Here is a 13,736-nt window from a genome sequence, read left to right as displayed (position 1 = left end):
GAAATCCTCGACCTGCTCGACGTCAATCCGCTGGAATGGTGCTGACGATCGCCGACGTGCGGAATGCAGGGCTAGCCAGCGGCCCCGCGCGCCACCTGAGGTTTCGTCCCGCCGTCCCCCGACCGGGGCCGGTCGATAACGGCAGGGGCCGCCCAGCCTCCGTGGCGCGGCCGGAACGAGCGAACCCCCGGTCGTCCGCGCGGACGACCGGGGGTTCGCGGTGGCGGTTCAGCCCTGGTCGCCGCCGGGCAGCACAGCGGCCGCCTCGTCGCCGACGCCGGCCAGCACCCGAGCCTGCTGGGGCCAGGTGGCCATCGTGGGCGCGGCGCGCAGACCGGCGGCCCGGATCAGGTCGCGCAGCGCCGGCTCGTCCAGCGCGCCGAGCTGGCCGTAGGTGCGCACGCCGGCAGCCTGCAACGCGGCGGCCATCTTCGGCCCCACACCCTGGATGCGGCGGAAGTCGTCGGCCGAGCCCGTCGGATCGGTGTCCGCGCTCGCCGCCGGGACCGGCGTGGTGCCGGCCTCCCGGACCGGCGGCGCGGCCCGCACCGGCTCGGCGTCGTCGACGTCCGTCGCCGTCCCGCCCACCGCGACCGCCGGCGCCGTGCCGGCCGGCGTCGCCTCGGTGTACGAGGTCTCGTCCGGCGTGGTGTCGACCGGGCTGGTGTCGACCGGGCTGGTGTCGACCGGGCTGGTGTCGACCGGGCTGGCGTCGACCGGCGTCGTCTCCGCCTGTGCGGTCTCGGCCGGGGTGGCCTCGGGCGACGGAGTGTCGGTGCTGTCGTCCAGCGGCTGGCGCGGGGCGATCACCGTCGCCGGGCCGGGCTGCTCGTCGCCCGTGACCGGCTCGTCGATCGCGTCGGTCCGCTCGGCGGTGGGGACGGGCGGCGGGGGGTCGGTGAGGGCCATGTCGCCCGGGTCGACGGCGTTCGGCGTGAAATCGTCCGAGATGGTCACGGCGGCCGGCGCGCTGACCGTGTCCACCGGGGTCGGCTCGTCGGCGACCGCCACGGGCGGTGAGTCGATGCTCGCCGCCGGCCGGGCCTCGTCGGTCGTGGCCGGTGGCTCCGGGCTGGTGACCACGGCCAGGCCGGCGACGGGATCACCGTCCACGATGGGCCGGCCGGTGGCCCCCGCGCCCTGCCGGCCGCGCAGCAACCATCCGGCGGCCAGGCCCAGCAACACCGCCAGTACCACTATCAGCGAGTGTCCGATAGACCACTCCACGGCGAACCCCCCTCTCACCTCGTTGAGAAAGTCACGAGAAAAACTCGCCGCAGCTTCGCACACGCGCTCGGACGACGACAGACAGGACCGGTCGTAGGGCGCGCGCCATCGTCCGCCACCGCGTGTGGTGCGCGATGGGTGACGCAGCGTCGCGCCGGCACGCCCACCCACCAGCGTCGTCGCCCCGCCGCGACCAGCCCCGGACCCGTGCCGCGACCAGCCCCGGACCCCGTGCCACGACCAGCCCCGGACCCGTGCCGCGACCAGCCCCGGACCCGCGACCGACGGTCCGGCGCGGACAGAGCGACCCGGGCCGGCGCTCACACGCCGTACCCGGGTCGGTGGTGCCGCGGTCAGTCCTGGTCGCCCTCGTAGGTGTGGAAGTCGTCGACGAAACGGCGTCGCAGCGGGGGCACCCGGCTGGTCACTCCGAAGTAGCCGCGGGCGCCGAGCAGCGCGAGCCGTCCGACCACCGGCCGGTAGATCCGGTCGTCGCCGCTGGTGCCGCTGCGGTTCAGCGATTCGGCGACCCGCGCGAAGCCGTACGGCACCATGGCGGCCTCGTAGTCCGCCACGGCCTGCACGAGCGTCTTTTCTCCGGCGACGGCGCTGGTGAGGTGCTGGCAGAGCAGCCGGGCGTCGCGCAGCGCGGTGTTGGCCCCCACCCCGCGCCCCGGCGTCATCGTGTGGATGGCGTCCCCGAGCAGGGTGACGTTGCTGCTCTTCCAGGGGGGCGTCGGTTCGGACGTGCTCACCTTGATCGGCAGGACGCTGCCCGGATCGCTGATCCGCAGCAGTTCCCGCAGGTGTGGATGCCAGTTGGGGGTGAGGTCCAGCGCGACCCGTTTCAGGTCCTCGCCCCGACGTTGCAGCACGTCGACCGGGAACCGACGGGCCGTACTCCAGATGATGAGGTTGATGTAGTCGGCGCTGGTGTGCTCCGACAGACCGGACCAGGCCCGCAGCAGGGCGGCGTCGTCGTCGCCGACACCGGACTTGATCGCCCCGTCGGCGTTCCACTTGAACTCCATCACGTGCAGCACGCCCATGGTGCCGCCGGCGCCGAAGATGAGCGAGATGCCCTTGCCGACCCGCTCGGGCACGAGTTCGCGGGTCTGCGTGGTCAGCGGGATGCGGGTGGCGATGTTGATGGTGCCGGCGTCGCGGGTGACCGCGTGCGGCAGGTACTGGTGGCGTACCGCCGAGTGCGTGCCGTCCGCAGCCACCAGCAGGTCACCGGTGGCGCTGGTCCCGTCGGCGAAGTACGCGGTGACCGTGCCGTCGTCGCGCTGCTCGTACCGGACAAAGGTCTTGTCGAAGTGCACCACGTCGGCGAGGCCGGTGAGCAGCACCTGGCGCAGCACCGTCCGGGCCACCGAGTGTTCGGTGCGCACGGGATCGAGCGCCGGACGCAATTCGAACGACGCGGTCTCGCGCAGCCGTTGCGTGACCACGTTGAAGTAGCTCGGCGGCCGGGCGCAGGTGGCCAGGAACGTGGCGAACAGTTGTGGCGGCAGGCAGTCACGCAGCGCTCGGCTACCGGTGGGACCGATGCCCACGCGGTATCCGAGCAGCCCTTCGCCGCTGTGCCGGCGGCGCTCGTAGACGGCCACGCTGATCCCGGCACGACGCAGCCCGTGCGCCAGGCACAGGCCGCCCGTGCCGGCACCGATGATCAGGACGTGCGGCGGGGTGGTGAACATGTCAGCCTGCCGGGTGGGGCGCCGCCGCGTCGGCCGCGTCCCAGCGGTAGAAGCAGTCGGCGATGGCGTCCTTCGGGGAGCGCCAGGTCGACAGGTACGGGGAGGTGTGCGCGGCGAGTCGTTCGTTGACCTGCTGGAACAGCGGATGGTTACGGGCGGCGGCGAGGGCGCCCGGATTCACGTCCGAGGTCTCGATGAGGTGCACGAACACGTCGTGCAGGCCGTACAGGGACCGGTGCGTGACACCGGTGAGGCCGGGCAGTTCGGTGGCGTCGGACTCGGCGAAGATCTGAGCGACCCGCCCCTCCGCGCCCGGGATGATCCGGCTGACGATCAGTAGACGACTCATGGGACCCCTTCCGCCGGTGGCCGATCCCGACCCGCGGGCCGGTGGTCACGTGCTCGATGCGGTCACCGTGCCGCAGGACGTGTCACGTCACCGTCACGTGCGCCGACCGGCCGGTGACGGCCGTGCGGCCGTGTCCCGGCCGGTGGTCGCGGGGCGGGTGGCCGCCCGGATCGGGGCGAGTGTGTCGTCGAGCAGGGCGCTCATCGCAGGGCTGGGTTCGAGGCGCAGCTCGCGGCGCAGCAGGTCCCGGTAGACGTAGAAGGCGTGTACGGCCTCGAAGGCGTTGCCCTCGGCGAGGTGGATGCGCACCACCAGCCGGTGCGGTGTCTCGCGCAGCGGCTCGGCGGCCATCGCCTCCAACGCGGCCTCCAACGCCTCGCCGTGTCGGCCCGCGGCGAGGTGCTGGGCGGACACCTGCTCCAGCATGTGCAGGCGCAATTGCCGCAGCCGCTCCCGGTCCAGCAACACCCAGTCGTCGTACCAGCCGGGCAGCAGGTCGTGCCGGCCGGTGGCGAGCGCGCCGGCCGTGGTCCGCGGGTCGTCGCCGTTGCGGACCCGCTCGGCCGTCCCGACGAGGTCGTCCACGTCGAGGCGTACGGCCGGGGCCAGCCGGACCGTGTCGCCGGCCACGATCATCGGACAGCACGGGTCCTGCCGCAGCCGCCACAGCGCGGTCCGCAGCGAGGACAGCGCCCGCTCCTCGGACACGTCGGGCCATAGCAGCCCGGCCAGCTGACTGCGGGTGGCGCCGGGGCGCAGCCCGATCAGCGCGATCACCCGTTGCAGTCCGCGCGGCACCACGATGTGCGCGGTGGCGTGCAGGAGGCGGAAACCGCCGAGCAGGTGCAGCGTGAGGTCGCCCTCGCTGGGACCTCCGGCGGTCGGCACGGACGGATCAGCGGCCACGGCGGCACCCCCTGCGGAACGCTCGTCCCGACTGTCTGCTGTGTCCCGGATCGACTGCCCGCGTCGCCACCGTCGACTCCGTCGATGGAATCCGACCACGGCTGTCCAGGCACGGCGCCACCCGCGGAGCCGCCGGGCTGACCACCGTGAAGATTATCAATAACAGTCACGGTGCGTCAATGCCAACGTTGGCTCACCGTCGTTCGTCCGCTAACCGTGAGATCGGTTCTGAACTGCTAAAACGTCTGTTCATCGAGATGGGCTGCTCACACGGGACGCATAGCCCATGCACAGGTTGCGTCAACGCAGCGTCACCATTGGGCGTTCCTGGCCGGTCCGTTGCGGTGACGCCGTCGTGACGACGACTGCCGCATCGTGGCGGCAGTCGTCCAGCGCGTCCGCAGGCTCATCGAGCCGACCCGGACGCCGTGGGGGGAGGCCCAGCCATGGACCGATCGCTGATCATCGCGAAGGTGGTACCGACCGCCGAGGAACGGGTCGCCGAGATCTTCGCCGAGTCGGACGCGACCGAGCTGCCGCGCCTGGTCGGCGTCCGGCACCGCGCGCTGTACCGACTGCACGACCTCTACGTGCACCTGCTGGAGACCGAGCAGCCGGCGCCTCCGGCGGTGGAGGCCGCCCGGGGACACCCCGAGTTCGTCCGGGTCAGCGACCGGTTGCGGCCGTACGTCTCGCCGTACCTGTCGACCTGGCGCTCCCCGCGCGACGCGATGGCGCACTGCTTCTACCGGTTCGACGCCTCGGACGCCGGGGGACGCTCGTGACCGCCACCGCGGGGCAGGAGGAACAACTCTGGTCCCGGTGCGGCGGCTGCGCGAGCCTGCTCTACCGCAAACGGCTGCGACGAAACCTGGACGTCTGCCCGGAGTGCGGCGAACACTCCCGCCTCGGCGCACCGGAGCGGCTGCGGCTGCTCGCGGACCCGGGCTCGCTGCGCCTGCTGCCCGACGGGGTGCCCGAGGCGGACCCGCTGGAGTTCGTCGACGTGCTGCCGTACCCGCACCGGCTCAGCGCGGCGCGCGCCGCCACCGGCCTGCCCGAGGCGGTCCTCTGCGGCACCGCCACCATCGGCGGGCACCCGGCCGCCCTGGCGGTGATGGACTTCCGGTTCCTCGGCGGCAGCCTCGGCGCGGCGGTGGGCGAGCTGATCACCCGGACCGCCGAGCGGGCGCTCGACGACCGGGTGCCGCTCATCCTGGTCACCGCGTCCGGCGGGGCACGGATGCAGGAGGGTGCCCTGTCGCTGATGCAGATGGCCACGGTCAGCCAGGCCATCGCCGCGCTGCGCGAGGCGGGTCTGCTCACCGTCAGCGTGCTCACCGATCCGACCTACGGCGGGGTGGCGGCGTCGTTCGCCACCAACACCGACCTGGTGCTCGCCGAGAGCGGCGCCCGGATGGGGTTCGCCGGACCACGGGTCATCCGCCAGGTGACCGGCCGGGCGTTGCCCGAGGGGTTCCAGACCGCCGACTTCCTGCTGCACCACGGTCAGGTGGACATGGTGGTGCAACGCCGATCGCTGCGTGGCTGCCTGGCGGCCCTGCTGGCCGCGGCCCGCGCAGGCCGCCCGGCGTGCTCACCCGTACCCCGACAGGAGCCGGCGCAGCACCACGAGCGCCTGACCGACGCGGTCCCGCCGGACGGGCAGCGACCGCCGGTCGACGACGGCCCGCAGCCGGCGACACGCGACGCGTGGGACACCGTGCGGACGGCCCGCCACCCCGGCCGACCCACCACCCTGGACTATCTGGATTCGGTCTTCGACGGGTTCGTCGAGCTGCACGGCGACCGGATCGGCGGGGACTGTCCCGCGATCGTCGGCGGTGTCGCCCGGTTGGCGAGCCGGCACGTGATGGTGATCGGTCACCAGAAGGGGCACACCACCGCCGACCTGGTCGCCCGCAACTTCGGCATGGCCAGCCCGGCCGGGCACCGCAAGGCGCTGCGGCTGATGCGTCTCGCCGCCCGACTCGGCCTGCCGGTGGTCACCCTCGTCGACACACCCGGCGCCGACCCGGGGATCAGCGCCGAGGAACAGGGTCAGGCGGCCGCCATCGCGGAGAACATCCTCACCCTCACCGTGCTGCCGACCCCCGTCGTCACGGTGATCACCGGTGAGGGCGGCAGCGGTGGCGCGCTGGCCCTCGGGGTCGCCGACCGGGTGCTGATGCTCCAACACGCCGTCTACTCGGTGATCAGCCCGGAGGGCTGCGCCGCCATCCTCTGGCCGGACCGCTCCGCAGCGCCGCAGGCGGCCCGCGCGCTGCGGCTCACCGCACCCGACCTGTGCCGCCTCGGTGTCGTCGACGAGATCGTCCCCGAGCCGGCCGCGGCCGCCCACGACGACCCGGCCGAGACCGCCCGGCGGCTGCGCGCCGCGTTGCTGGCCAACCTGCTACCGCTGCTGGACGTGCCGCCCGCGATGCTGGTCCGCCTGCGGCGGCAGCGCTTTCGCCGGTTCGGCGCCACCCGCGCCGGCGTCCAGGCGGGTGCCCGATGACGGCCGGCGCCACGGTGTCCACCGCCGACGACCTGAACGGCCGCGCGGACGTCGACGGGCACCAGCCGGCAGACAGTCCACAGAGGACTGACACGGACCACGAGGAGGTGCTGGCCGGGCTGCGTCGACAGGCGCGGCACCTGCTGGCCGAGCTGGCCGGTCCGGTACGCCGGATCCGGCTGCGCAGCGGGACGACGGTGCTGGAGGTCGAGTGGCACCCGGGCGAGGCGGCCGCCGGATCGGACGTACCCCCGGCTCTGCCACCGGCCGCCACCGCGCCGCCGCCGACCGCGGCCGTGCCCGGCCCGCAGGCCGCGCTGATCCGGCCCCCGGTCCCCGGGCGCGCCGCGGTCCGGGCGCCGATCGTCGGCACCTTCTACCGCGCGCCGGAGCCTGGCGCGCGGCCGTTCGTCGCGGTCGGCGACCTGGTCCGTCCCGGCCAGCCGGTGGCGATCGTCGAGGCGATGAAGCTGATGAACGAGGTGAGCGCCGACCGGGCCGGCCGGGTCGTCGCGATCCTCGTCGAGGACGGTCAGCCGGTGGAGTACGACCAGCCACTGGTCGAGCTGGATCCGGCCTGACGGCGGGGGGTGGCCCATGTTCGAGACCGTGCTGATCGCCAACCGGGGCGAGATCGCCCTGCGGGTGCTGCGGGCCTGCCGGGAACTCGGCATCCGCACGGCGGTGGTCTACTCCGCCGCCGACGCGGACTCCGCGGCCGTCCGCCTCGCCGACCAGGCCGTCCGGATCGGACCGGCGTCCAGCCGGCGCAGCTACCTCAACGCCGCCGCGATCGTGGAGGCGGCCCGCCAGGTGGGCGCGCAGGCCGTGCATCCCGGGTACGGGTTCCTCTCCGAGGACGCCGACTTCGCCGAGATCTGCGCGGACAACGGCCTGACGTTCATCGGTCCGCCGCCGGCGGTGATGGCGGCGCTGGCCGACAAGTCCTCGGCCCGGGCCCTGATGAGCCGGGCCGGACTGCCGCTGCCGGCGGGCAGTGTCGCGCCGGTGGCGACCGCCGCCGCGGCGGCCGAGGTCGCCGACGCCGTCGGCTACCCGGTTATCGTGAAGGCCGCCGCCGGTGGCGGCGGCCGGGGGATGACCGTGGTGCGCCGCCCGGCCGAGCTGGCCCGGGCCTACGCGCGGACCCGGGCCGCCGCCCAGGCCGCCTTCGGTGACGACCGGGTGTACGTCGAGCGCTACCTCACCGAGGCGCGGCACGTCGAGGTGCAGGTGCTCTGCGACGCCCACGGCATCGGCGTGCACCTGGGCACCCGGGACTGCTCGGTGCAGCGCCGGCACCAGAAGCTCGTCGAGGAGGCGCCCGCTCCGGCGCTGTCCGCCGCGACGCTCGACACCATCGCCGAGACCGCGCTCCGTGGCGCACTGGAGGTCGGCTTCGTCGGCGCCGGCACGCTGGAGTTCCTGGTCGACGCCGAGGAACGCTTCCACTTCCTGGAAATCAACTGTCGGATCCAGGTGGAGCACCCCGTCACCGAGATGGTCACCGGGATCGACCTGGTCCACGAGCAACTGCACATCGCGGCCGGCGTGCCGCTGCGGTGGCGGCAGGAGGAGATCCGGCTGCACGGCGTCGCGGTGGAGTGCCGCGTCAACACCGAGGACCCGTCGCGCGGCTTCACCCCCACCCCCGGACGGTTGGAGCGGTTCACCCCACCGGGCGGCCCGTTCACCCGGGTGGACACCCACGCCCGGGCCGGCTACGTGGTCGGCCCCTGGTACGACTCCCTGCTGGCCAAGGTCGTGGTCTGGGCGCCCGACCGGGAGTTGGCGCTCAACCGGCTGGAACGTGCCCTCGACGAGTTCGACATCGCGGGCCCCGGCGTGCACACCACCATCCCGTTCGTCCGGCGGGTACTCGACGACGCCGGGTTCCGCAAGGGCCGCTACACCACCGGCCTCGTCGACCGCCTGCTCGCCGCGCCCGCACCGCAGCCGGCGACCACCCCCACACCCCGCGCCGCGCCCGCCGCGGAGCCCGACGTAACCCACAGGAGGACACGATGACCGTCACCCATGGTCGCCCGATGACCGCCGAGATCACCGACATCCTGGTGGCGCACTGCGGCCTGGACGCCGACGCCGCGGCCCGCACGCCCGCCGCGTCCCTGGAGGAGCTCGGCATGGACTCGCTCGCCCTGCTGGAACTCTCCGCGGTCGTCGCCGACCGGTGGCAGGTGAGCATCCCGGAACAGGCCGGGCAGCTGAGCATCGCGGCGGTGGCCGACCTCGTCGCCCGCCGCACCGACCCACCCGGGCACACCGAGAACTTCGTGGTCATCGACGCGCCGCTCGCGGTGGTCTGGGACGTCACCAACGACGTGGCGAACTGGACCGAGCTGTTCACCGAGTACGCCGTGGTGGAGATCCTGCACCGCGACGGGCACACCGTGCGGTTCCGCCTCACCATGTACCCGGACGAGAACGGGGTGGCGTGGAGCTGGGTCAGCGAACGCACCGCCGACCCGGTCAGCCGTCAGGTGCGGGCGCACCGGGTGGAGACCGGGCCGTTCGAGTACATGCGGATCCACTGGCGCTACACCGAGGAGGCCGGTGGCACGCGGATGACCTGGACGCAGGACTTCGCCATGAAGCCGACCGCGCCCGTCGACAACGCCGCGATGACCGAACGGATCAACACCAACAGCGTCATCCAACTCGCGGTCATCAAGGACCGGGTGGAGCGGATCGCCCGGGAACGCGCCGGCCACGGTGGCCTGGTTGCCGATCCGCTCTCGACGGGGGCCGACGCCGGCGACGTGTCGATGGAGGCCGGCGATGAGTGACCTGGGCACCCGGCTGATCGTGGCATCGGACGTACCGGCCGACCGGCGACGCGGCGCCGAGCTGCGCGTGCTGCTCGGCCCCCGCACCGTCGGCAGCACCTCCGGCTTCCTCGGAGTGGCGACGCTCGCGCCGGGGGAGCGGATCGCCGAGCACTATCACCCCTACAGCGAGGAGTTCCTCTACGTGGCACGCGGCGCGATCACGGTCGACCTGGACGACCAGCCCACTCAGGTGGCCGCCGGCGAGGCGCTGTTCGTGCCGGTCAACGTGCGACACCGCCTGCGCAACACCGGCTCGGAGCCGGCCGAGGTGGTCTTCCACCTGGGTCCGCTCGCCCCGCGCCCGGAGCTGGGGCACGTCGACACCGAACTCGTCGAACAGCGGGGCGGGTCATGACCGGGCGTCGCACGGTGGTCACCGGTGTGGGTGTGGTCGCGCCCGGCGGCGCCAGCCGGGACCGGTTCTGGAAGACCATCACCGAGGGACGTACGGCCACGCGGCGGATCAGCTTCTTCGACCCGTCGCCGTTCCGCTCGCAGATCGCCGCCGAGTGCGACTTCGACCCGGTCGCCGCCGGGCTCACCGACACCGAGCGGCGTCGCGCCGACCGGTACGTGCAGTTCGCGCTGGCCTGCTCCACCGAGGCCATCGTCGACGCCGGCCTGGTGCTCGACGACGCCGAGCGGGACCGCGCCGGGGTGGTGCTCGGCACCGCGGTGGGCGGCACGATGGCCCTGGAACAGGAGTACGTGCGGGTCAGCGAGCACGGCCGGCGGTGGCTGGTCGACGCGGCGCTCGGCGGCCCGTACCTGTACCAGGCGCTGGTGCCCAGCAGCCTGGCCGCGGACGTGGCCTGCCGGCACGGGCTGCACGGCCCGGCGCAGGTGGTCTCCACCGGCTGCACGTCGGGCATCGACGCCATCGGCTACGGCCACCAGATGATCGTGGACGGCGAGGCGGACATCGTGCTGGCCGGCGCGGCCGATTCGCCGATCTCGCCGGTCACCGTCGCCTCGTTCGACGCGATCAAGGCGACCAGTCCCGACAACGACGACCCGGCGCACGCCTCCCGCCCGTTCGACGCCGACCGGCACGGGTTCGTGCTGGCCGAGGGCGCGGCCGTGCTGGTGCTCGAGGAGGCCGAGCACGCCCGGCGGCGCGGCGCCCACGTCTACTGCGAGGTCGCCGGCTACGCCAGCCGCAGCAACGGCTACCACATGACCGGGCTGCGCCCGGACGGGCTGGAGATGGGCCTCGCCGTCACCGACGCGTTGCGGCAGGGCCGGATCATCCCCGAACAGGTCTCCTACATCAGCGCACACGGCTCCGGCACGCGGCAGAACGACCGGCACGAGACGGCCGCCTTCAAGCGGGCGCTGGGCCAGGCCGCGTACCGGGTGCCGATCAGCTCCATCAAGTCGATGGTCGGGCACTCACTCGGGGCCATCGGGTCGATCGAGATGGCCGCCTGCGCCCTCGCGATCGAGTTCGGTGTGGTGCCGCCGACGGCCAACTGGAGCACCCGCGACCCGGAGTGCGACCTGGACTACGTACCCAACGAGGCGCGGGAGGTGCCGGTGAACGTGGCACTGTCGGTGGGCAGCGGGTTCGGCGGCTTCCAGTCGGCGATGGTGTTCCGCCGGCTCCCGGCGGCGGCGTGAGCACCGCCCGGGCGGTCGTCACCGGCATCGGTGTGGTCGCGCCCAGCGGCGTCGGCGTGGACGCGCACTGGCGCACCGTGCTGGCCGGCACCCGGCGCACCGGGCCGATCACCCTCTTCGACCCGGCCGGCTATCCCACCCGCCTCGGCGGCGAGGTGCCCGACTTCACGGCCGACTCCTACGCCGACAGCCGGCAGCTCGTGCAGACCGACAGGTGGACGCACCTCGGCTTCGCCGCCACCCGCCTCGCGCTGGCCGACGCCGGGCTGCCCGAGAAGGCGCCCGACCCGTACGGCTACGCGGTGACACTGGCCAGCTCGTCCGGGGGCAACCTGTTCGGTCAGCGGGAACTGCAACGGCTGTGGGGCGGGCCGTCGCGCACCGTCGGCGCGTACCAGTCGATCGCCTGGTTCTACGCGGCCAGCGTCGGACAGCTCTCCATCCACCACCAGTTCAAGGGGCCGAGTGGGGTGCTGGTCGCCGAGGCGGCGGGAGGGCTGGACAGCCTCGCGCACGCCGCCCGTGCGGTGCGCCGGGGCACGCCCGTGGTGATCGCCGGGGCGACCGAGTGCCCACTGAGCCCGTACGCCCTGGCCTGCCAGTTACGCTCCGGACTGCTCAGCGACGTCGACGACCCGGAGCGGGCGTACCGGCCGTTCGACGCTGCGGCCAGTGGCTACCTGCCGGCCGAGGGTGGCGCGGTGTTCGTGGTGGAGGAGCTGGGGCACGCGCTGGCGCGAGGCGCGCGGATCTACGGCGAGGTCAGCGGCTGGGGCGCCACCCACGACGCCGCGCACACCACGGCCGACAGCGCTGGGGACCCGACCCAGTACGCCCGGGCGATGCGGCTGGCCCTGGACCGGGCCGGCGTCGCGGCGACCGCGATCGACGTGGTGCTGCCCGACGCCCTCGGCGTACCCCGCTACGACCGCAGCGAGGCCGCGGCGCTGCGGGCCGTGTTCGCCGACCGGCCGCCTCCGGTGACCACGCAGAAACCGTTGACCGGCCGGGCGCACCAGGGTGGCTCGGCGCTGGACGCGGCCACCGCCCTGCTGGCGTTCGCGCACGACACGCTGCCCGCCTCGGCCGGCCCCGACGAGGTCGCCGACGGGTGCGAGCTGGGCTTCCTGCGCGAGCACCGCCGGCCGCGCAGCCGGTTGGCGCTGGTCTGCGCGCGGGGCTTCGACGGGTTCAACAGCGCGCTGGTCCTGCGGGGGGCCGCGCCGACGAGGGGAGAGATGCCGTGAGCGAGCAGCGGGCAAGAGTGGTCTTCCTGGTCCGGGTGCCGGTGCCGCGCACCGAGCAGTTCCTCGCCGCGTACGAGGAGATCCGGCACCTGGTCGCCGAGGGCGTGCCGGGGCACCTGGTGGACCAGGTGTGCCGCTCGTCGACCGACCCGGAGCAGTGGTTGATCACCAGCGAGTGGGCGAGCCTGGCCGACTTCGAGGCGTGGGAGCGCACCGAGGAGCACCGGGATCTGGTGCGGCCGATGCGGGAGTGCTTCACCGACGCCCGTTCCCTGCGCTTCACCATCCACGCGCAGACCCCGGAACCCGCGCCGGACGAGGCGTCCCTCGTGGCCGCCGGAGGAAGCGAGGCCCGTTGACCGACCCGCAGCCGATCAACTCGGCCAGCCCCGTGACCACCGGGAGCGCGTAGGGTCTCGGAGTCCTGAAGGTACTGATCTCCGTCGACATGGAGGGCGTCTCGGGGATCGTGCATCCCACCGAGACGAATCCCGATCGGTACGACTACGAGCGCGGCCGGGCCCTCATGACGGCCGACGCGAACGCGGTGGTCGCCGGCGTCCTCGACGTACGTCTCGCGGGGTGCTCGTTGGGCGAGATCGGCCTCAACGCCGCCGTGGCGGGACACGTGGGCGCTCCGGTCGTCCTGCTCAGCGGAGACGACACCGCCTGCGCGGAACTCGGTGAGCTGGTGCCCTCGGTGGTGACCGTCGCGGTCAAGCAGACCCTGGGCCAGGCCGCCGCAGTGGCTCTGCATCCGCACGAGGCGCGCGAGGGGCTGCGCCGCGCCGACGCCGGCGCCATTACCCGACGCGCCTCGATTCCCCCGTGGACGGTGACCGGGCCGTTGGACGTCGAGGTCGACCTGTACGGCCCCTACATGGTCGGCCTCGCCGTGCTGGTGCCGGGTGTGACCCGGGTCGGTGGCGTCCCTCGCCGCGCGATCGACCGGAAGGACGGCATGGCCAGCATCGAGCAAGTCAAAGCCGCGCTCGCCCAGGCAGCCGAGCAGAGCGTCACGACGACGAGCCAGATCCGCGCCGCCATCGACGGCACCGACCAGGTGCTCGCTCGGCTGCGCGCGGTGTCCGCAGAAACTGGCCACCCCGCCATTTCTGAGGCGATCGCCCGAGCCGAGCAGAGCAAGCAACGTCTGATCGAGGCCGCCACGACCCTCCAGGGGCAGCAGATCGTCCGCAAGCGGCAGCGGCGGCTGACCGGCGTGGAGGACATGGTCCTGTCGCTGTCGGCGAAGGGCCTGACCACCGGTGAGATCAGCGCTCACCTGGCCGAAGTCTATGGCGCCGACGTGTC

Annotated in this window: 13 protein-coding genes and 2 pseudogenes; 11 read left to right on the top strand and 4 right to left on the bottom strand. The window is 73.4% G+C overall.

Translation table 11 applies throughout. The features are described from left to right. Positions 1–228: 228 nt before the first annotated feature. The 4 genes from ACLQ24_RS25455 to ACLQ24_RS25440 form a co-directional block, all read right to left on the bottom strand. Positions 229–1,197 (bottom strand): helix-hairpin-helix domain-containing protein, encoded by a 969-nt coding sequence (locus ACLQ24_RS25455; protein ID WP_425894231.1) that lies wholly within the window; start codon positions 1,195–1,197, stop codon positions 229–231. A 383-nt stretch (positions 1,198–1,580) separates the two neighbouring features. Continuing rightward, positions 1,581–2,930, bottom strand: a complete 1,350-nt coding sequence (locus ACLQ24_RS25450) for an FAD-dependent oxidoreductase (protein ID WP_425894230.1) — start codon at positions 2,928–2,930, stop codon at positions 1,581–1,583. A 1-nt stretch (position 2,931) separates the two neighbouring features. Further along, positions 2,932–3,279, bottom strand: a complete 348-nt coding sequence (locus tag ACLQ24_RS25445) for a TcmI family type II polyketide cyclase (protein WP_425894229.1) — start codon at positions 3,277–3,279, stop codon at positions 2,932–2,934. A gap of 93 nt (positions 3,280–3,372) precedes the next feature. After that, on the bottom strand, positions 3,373–4,185 hold the full coding sequence (locus tag ACLQ24_RS25440; RefSeq protein ID WP_425894228.1) for an AfsR/SARP family transcriptional regulator: 813 nt from the start codon (positions 4,183–4,185) through the stop codon (positions 3,373–3,375). Between the two features lie 446 nt (positions 4,186–4,631). Between ACLQ24_RS25440 and ACLQ24_RS25435 the strand changes: the two genes are divergently transcribed. The 11 genes and pseudogenes from ACLQ24_RS25435 to ACLQ24_RS25385 all read left to right on the top strand — a co-directional run. Then, positions 4,632–4,970: a TcmI family type II polyketide cyclase gene (locus ACLQ24_RS25435; protein ID WP_425894227.1), complete on the top strand. Its 339-nt coding sequence runs from the start codon at positions 4,632–4,634 to the stop codon at positions 4,968–4,970. After that, complete coding sequence (locus ACLQ24_RS25430) at positions 4,967–6,706, top strand: acetyl-CoA carboxylase carboxyltransferase subunit alpha (protein WP_425894226.1); 1,740 nt, start codon at positions 4,967–4,969, stop codon at positions 6,704–6,706. Before ACLQ24_RS25435 ends, ACLQ24_RS25430 begins: the two co-directional genes overlap by 4 nt. Next, positions 6,703–7,287 carry an acetyl-CoA carboxylase biotin carboxyl carrier protein gene (accB, locus tag ACLQ24_RS25425; protein WP_425894225.1) on the top strand — a complete coding sequence of 195 codons (585 nt, stop codon included), beginning with the start codon at positions 6,703–6,705 and terminating at the stop codon, positions 7,285–7,287. Before ACLQ24_RS25430 ends, accB begins: the two co-directional genes overlap by 4 nt. Before the next feature lie 16 nt (positions 7,288–7,303). Further along, on the top strand, positions 7,304–8,734 hold the full coding sequence (locus ACLQ24_RS25420; RefSeq protein WP_425894224.1) for an acetyl-CoA carboxylase biotin carboxylase subunit: 1,431 nt from the start codon (positions 7,304–7,306) through the stop codon (positions 8,732–8,734). Next, on the top strand, positions 8,731–9,513 hold the full coding sequence (locus ACLQ24_RS25415) for an SRPBCC family protein (RefSeq protein WP_425894223.1): 783 nt from the start codon (positions 8,731–8,733) through the stop codon (positions 9,511–9,513). The genes ACLQ24_RS25420 and ACLQ24_RS25415 overlap by 4 nt, the downstream gene beginning before the upstream one ends. Then, complete coding sequence (locus ACLQ24_RS25410; RefSeq protein WP_425894222.1) at positions 9,506–9,910, top strand: cupin domain-containing protein; 405 nt, start codon at positions 9,506–9,508, stop codon at positions 9,908–9,910. The genes ACLQ24_RS25415 and ACLQ24_RS25410 overlap by 8 nt, the downstream gene beginning before the upstream one ends. After that, positions 9,907–11,175, top strand: coding sequence for a beta-ketoacyl-[acyl-carrier-protein] synthase family protein (locus ACLQ24_RS25405; RefSeq protein ID WP_425894221.1), 1,269 nt, complete (start codon positions 9,907–9,909; stop codon positions 11,173–11,175). Before ACLQ24_RS25410 ends, ACLQ24_RS25405 begins: the two co-directional genes overlap by 4 nt. Then, positions 11,172–12,422: a beta-ketoacyl synthase N-terminal-like domain-containing protein gene (locus tag ACLQ24_RS25400; protein ID WP_425894220.1), complete on the top strand. Its 1,251-nt coding sequence runs from the start codon at positions 11,172–11,174 to the stop codon at positions 12,420–12,422. Before ACLQ24_RS25405 ends, ACLQ24_RS25400 begins: the two co-directional genes overlap by 4 nt. Next, the gene (locus ACLQ24_RS25395) at positions 12,419–12,781 is read left to right on the top strand and encodes an antibiotic biosynthesis monooxygenase family protein (RefSeq protein WP_425894219.1); all 363 of its coding nucleotides are present in this window, start codon (positions 12,419–12,421) and stop codon (positions 12,779–12,781) included. The genes ACLQ24_RS25400 and ACLQ24_RS25395 overlap by 4 nt, the downstream gene beginning before the upstream one ends. An 89-nt stretch (positions 12,782–12,870) precedes the next feature. Then, positions 12,871–13,293: pseudogene (locus ACLQ24_RS25390) on the top strand (M55 family metallopeptidase); the annotation flags it as partial. 318 nt (positions 13,294–13,611) lie between these two features. Beyond that, positions 13,612–13,736, top strand: a pseudogene (locus ACLQ24_RS25385) (transposase); the annotation flags it as partial.

Source organism: Micromonospora sp. DT4 (assembly GCF_049841675.1).
In the GTDB taxonomy this organism is placed as follows: domain Bacteria; phylum Actinomycetota; class Actinomycetes; order Mycobacteriales; family Micromonosporaceae; genus Micromonospora.
This window is presented reverse-complemented; position numbering and strand designations above follow the sequence as displayed.

Coding starts and splice junctions, on each gene's coding strand:
- ACLQ24_RS25445 (WP_425894229.1), bottom strand. CDS start 3,279: ATGAGTCGTCTACTGATCGTCAGCCGGATCATCCCGGGCGCGGAGGGG.
- ACLQ24_RS25415 (WP_425894223.1), top strand. CDS start 8,731: ATGACCGTCACCCATGGTCGCCCGATGACCGCCGAGATCACCGACATC.
- ACLQ24_RS25435 (WP_425894227.1), top strand. CDS start 4,632: ATGGACCGATCGCTGATCATCGCGAAGGTGGTACCGACCGCCGAGGAA.
- ACLQ24_RS25410 (WP_425894222.1), top strand. CDS start 9,506: ATGAGTGACCTGGGCACCCGGCTGATCGTGGCATCGGACGTACCGGCC.
- accB (WP_425894225.1), top strand. CDS start 6,703: ATGACGGCCGGCGCCACGGTGTCCACCGCCGACGACCTGAACGGCCGC.
- ACLQ24_RS25420 (WP_425894224.1), top strand. CDS start 7,304: ATGTTCGAGACCGTGCTGATCGCCAACCGGGGCGAGATCGCCCTGCGG.
- ACLQ24_RS25450 (WP_425894230.1), bottom strand. CDS start 2,930: ATGTTCACCACCCCGCCGCACGTCCTGATCATCGGTGCCGGCACGGGC.
- ACLQ24_RS25405 (WP_425894221.1), top strand. CDS start 9,907: ATGACCGGGCGTCGCACGGTGGTCACCGGTGTGGGTGTGGTCGCGCCC.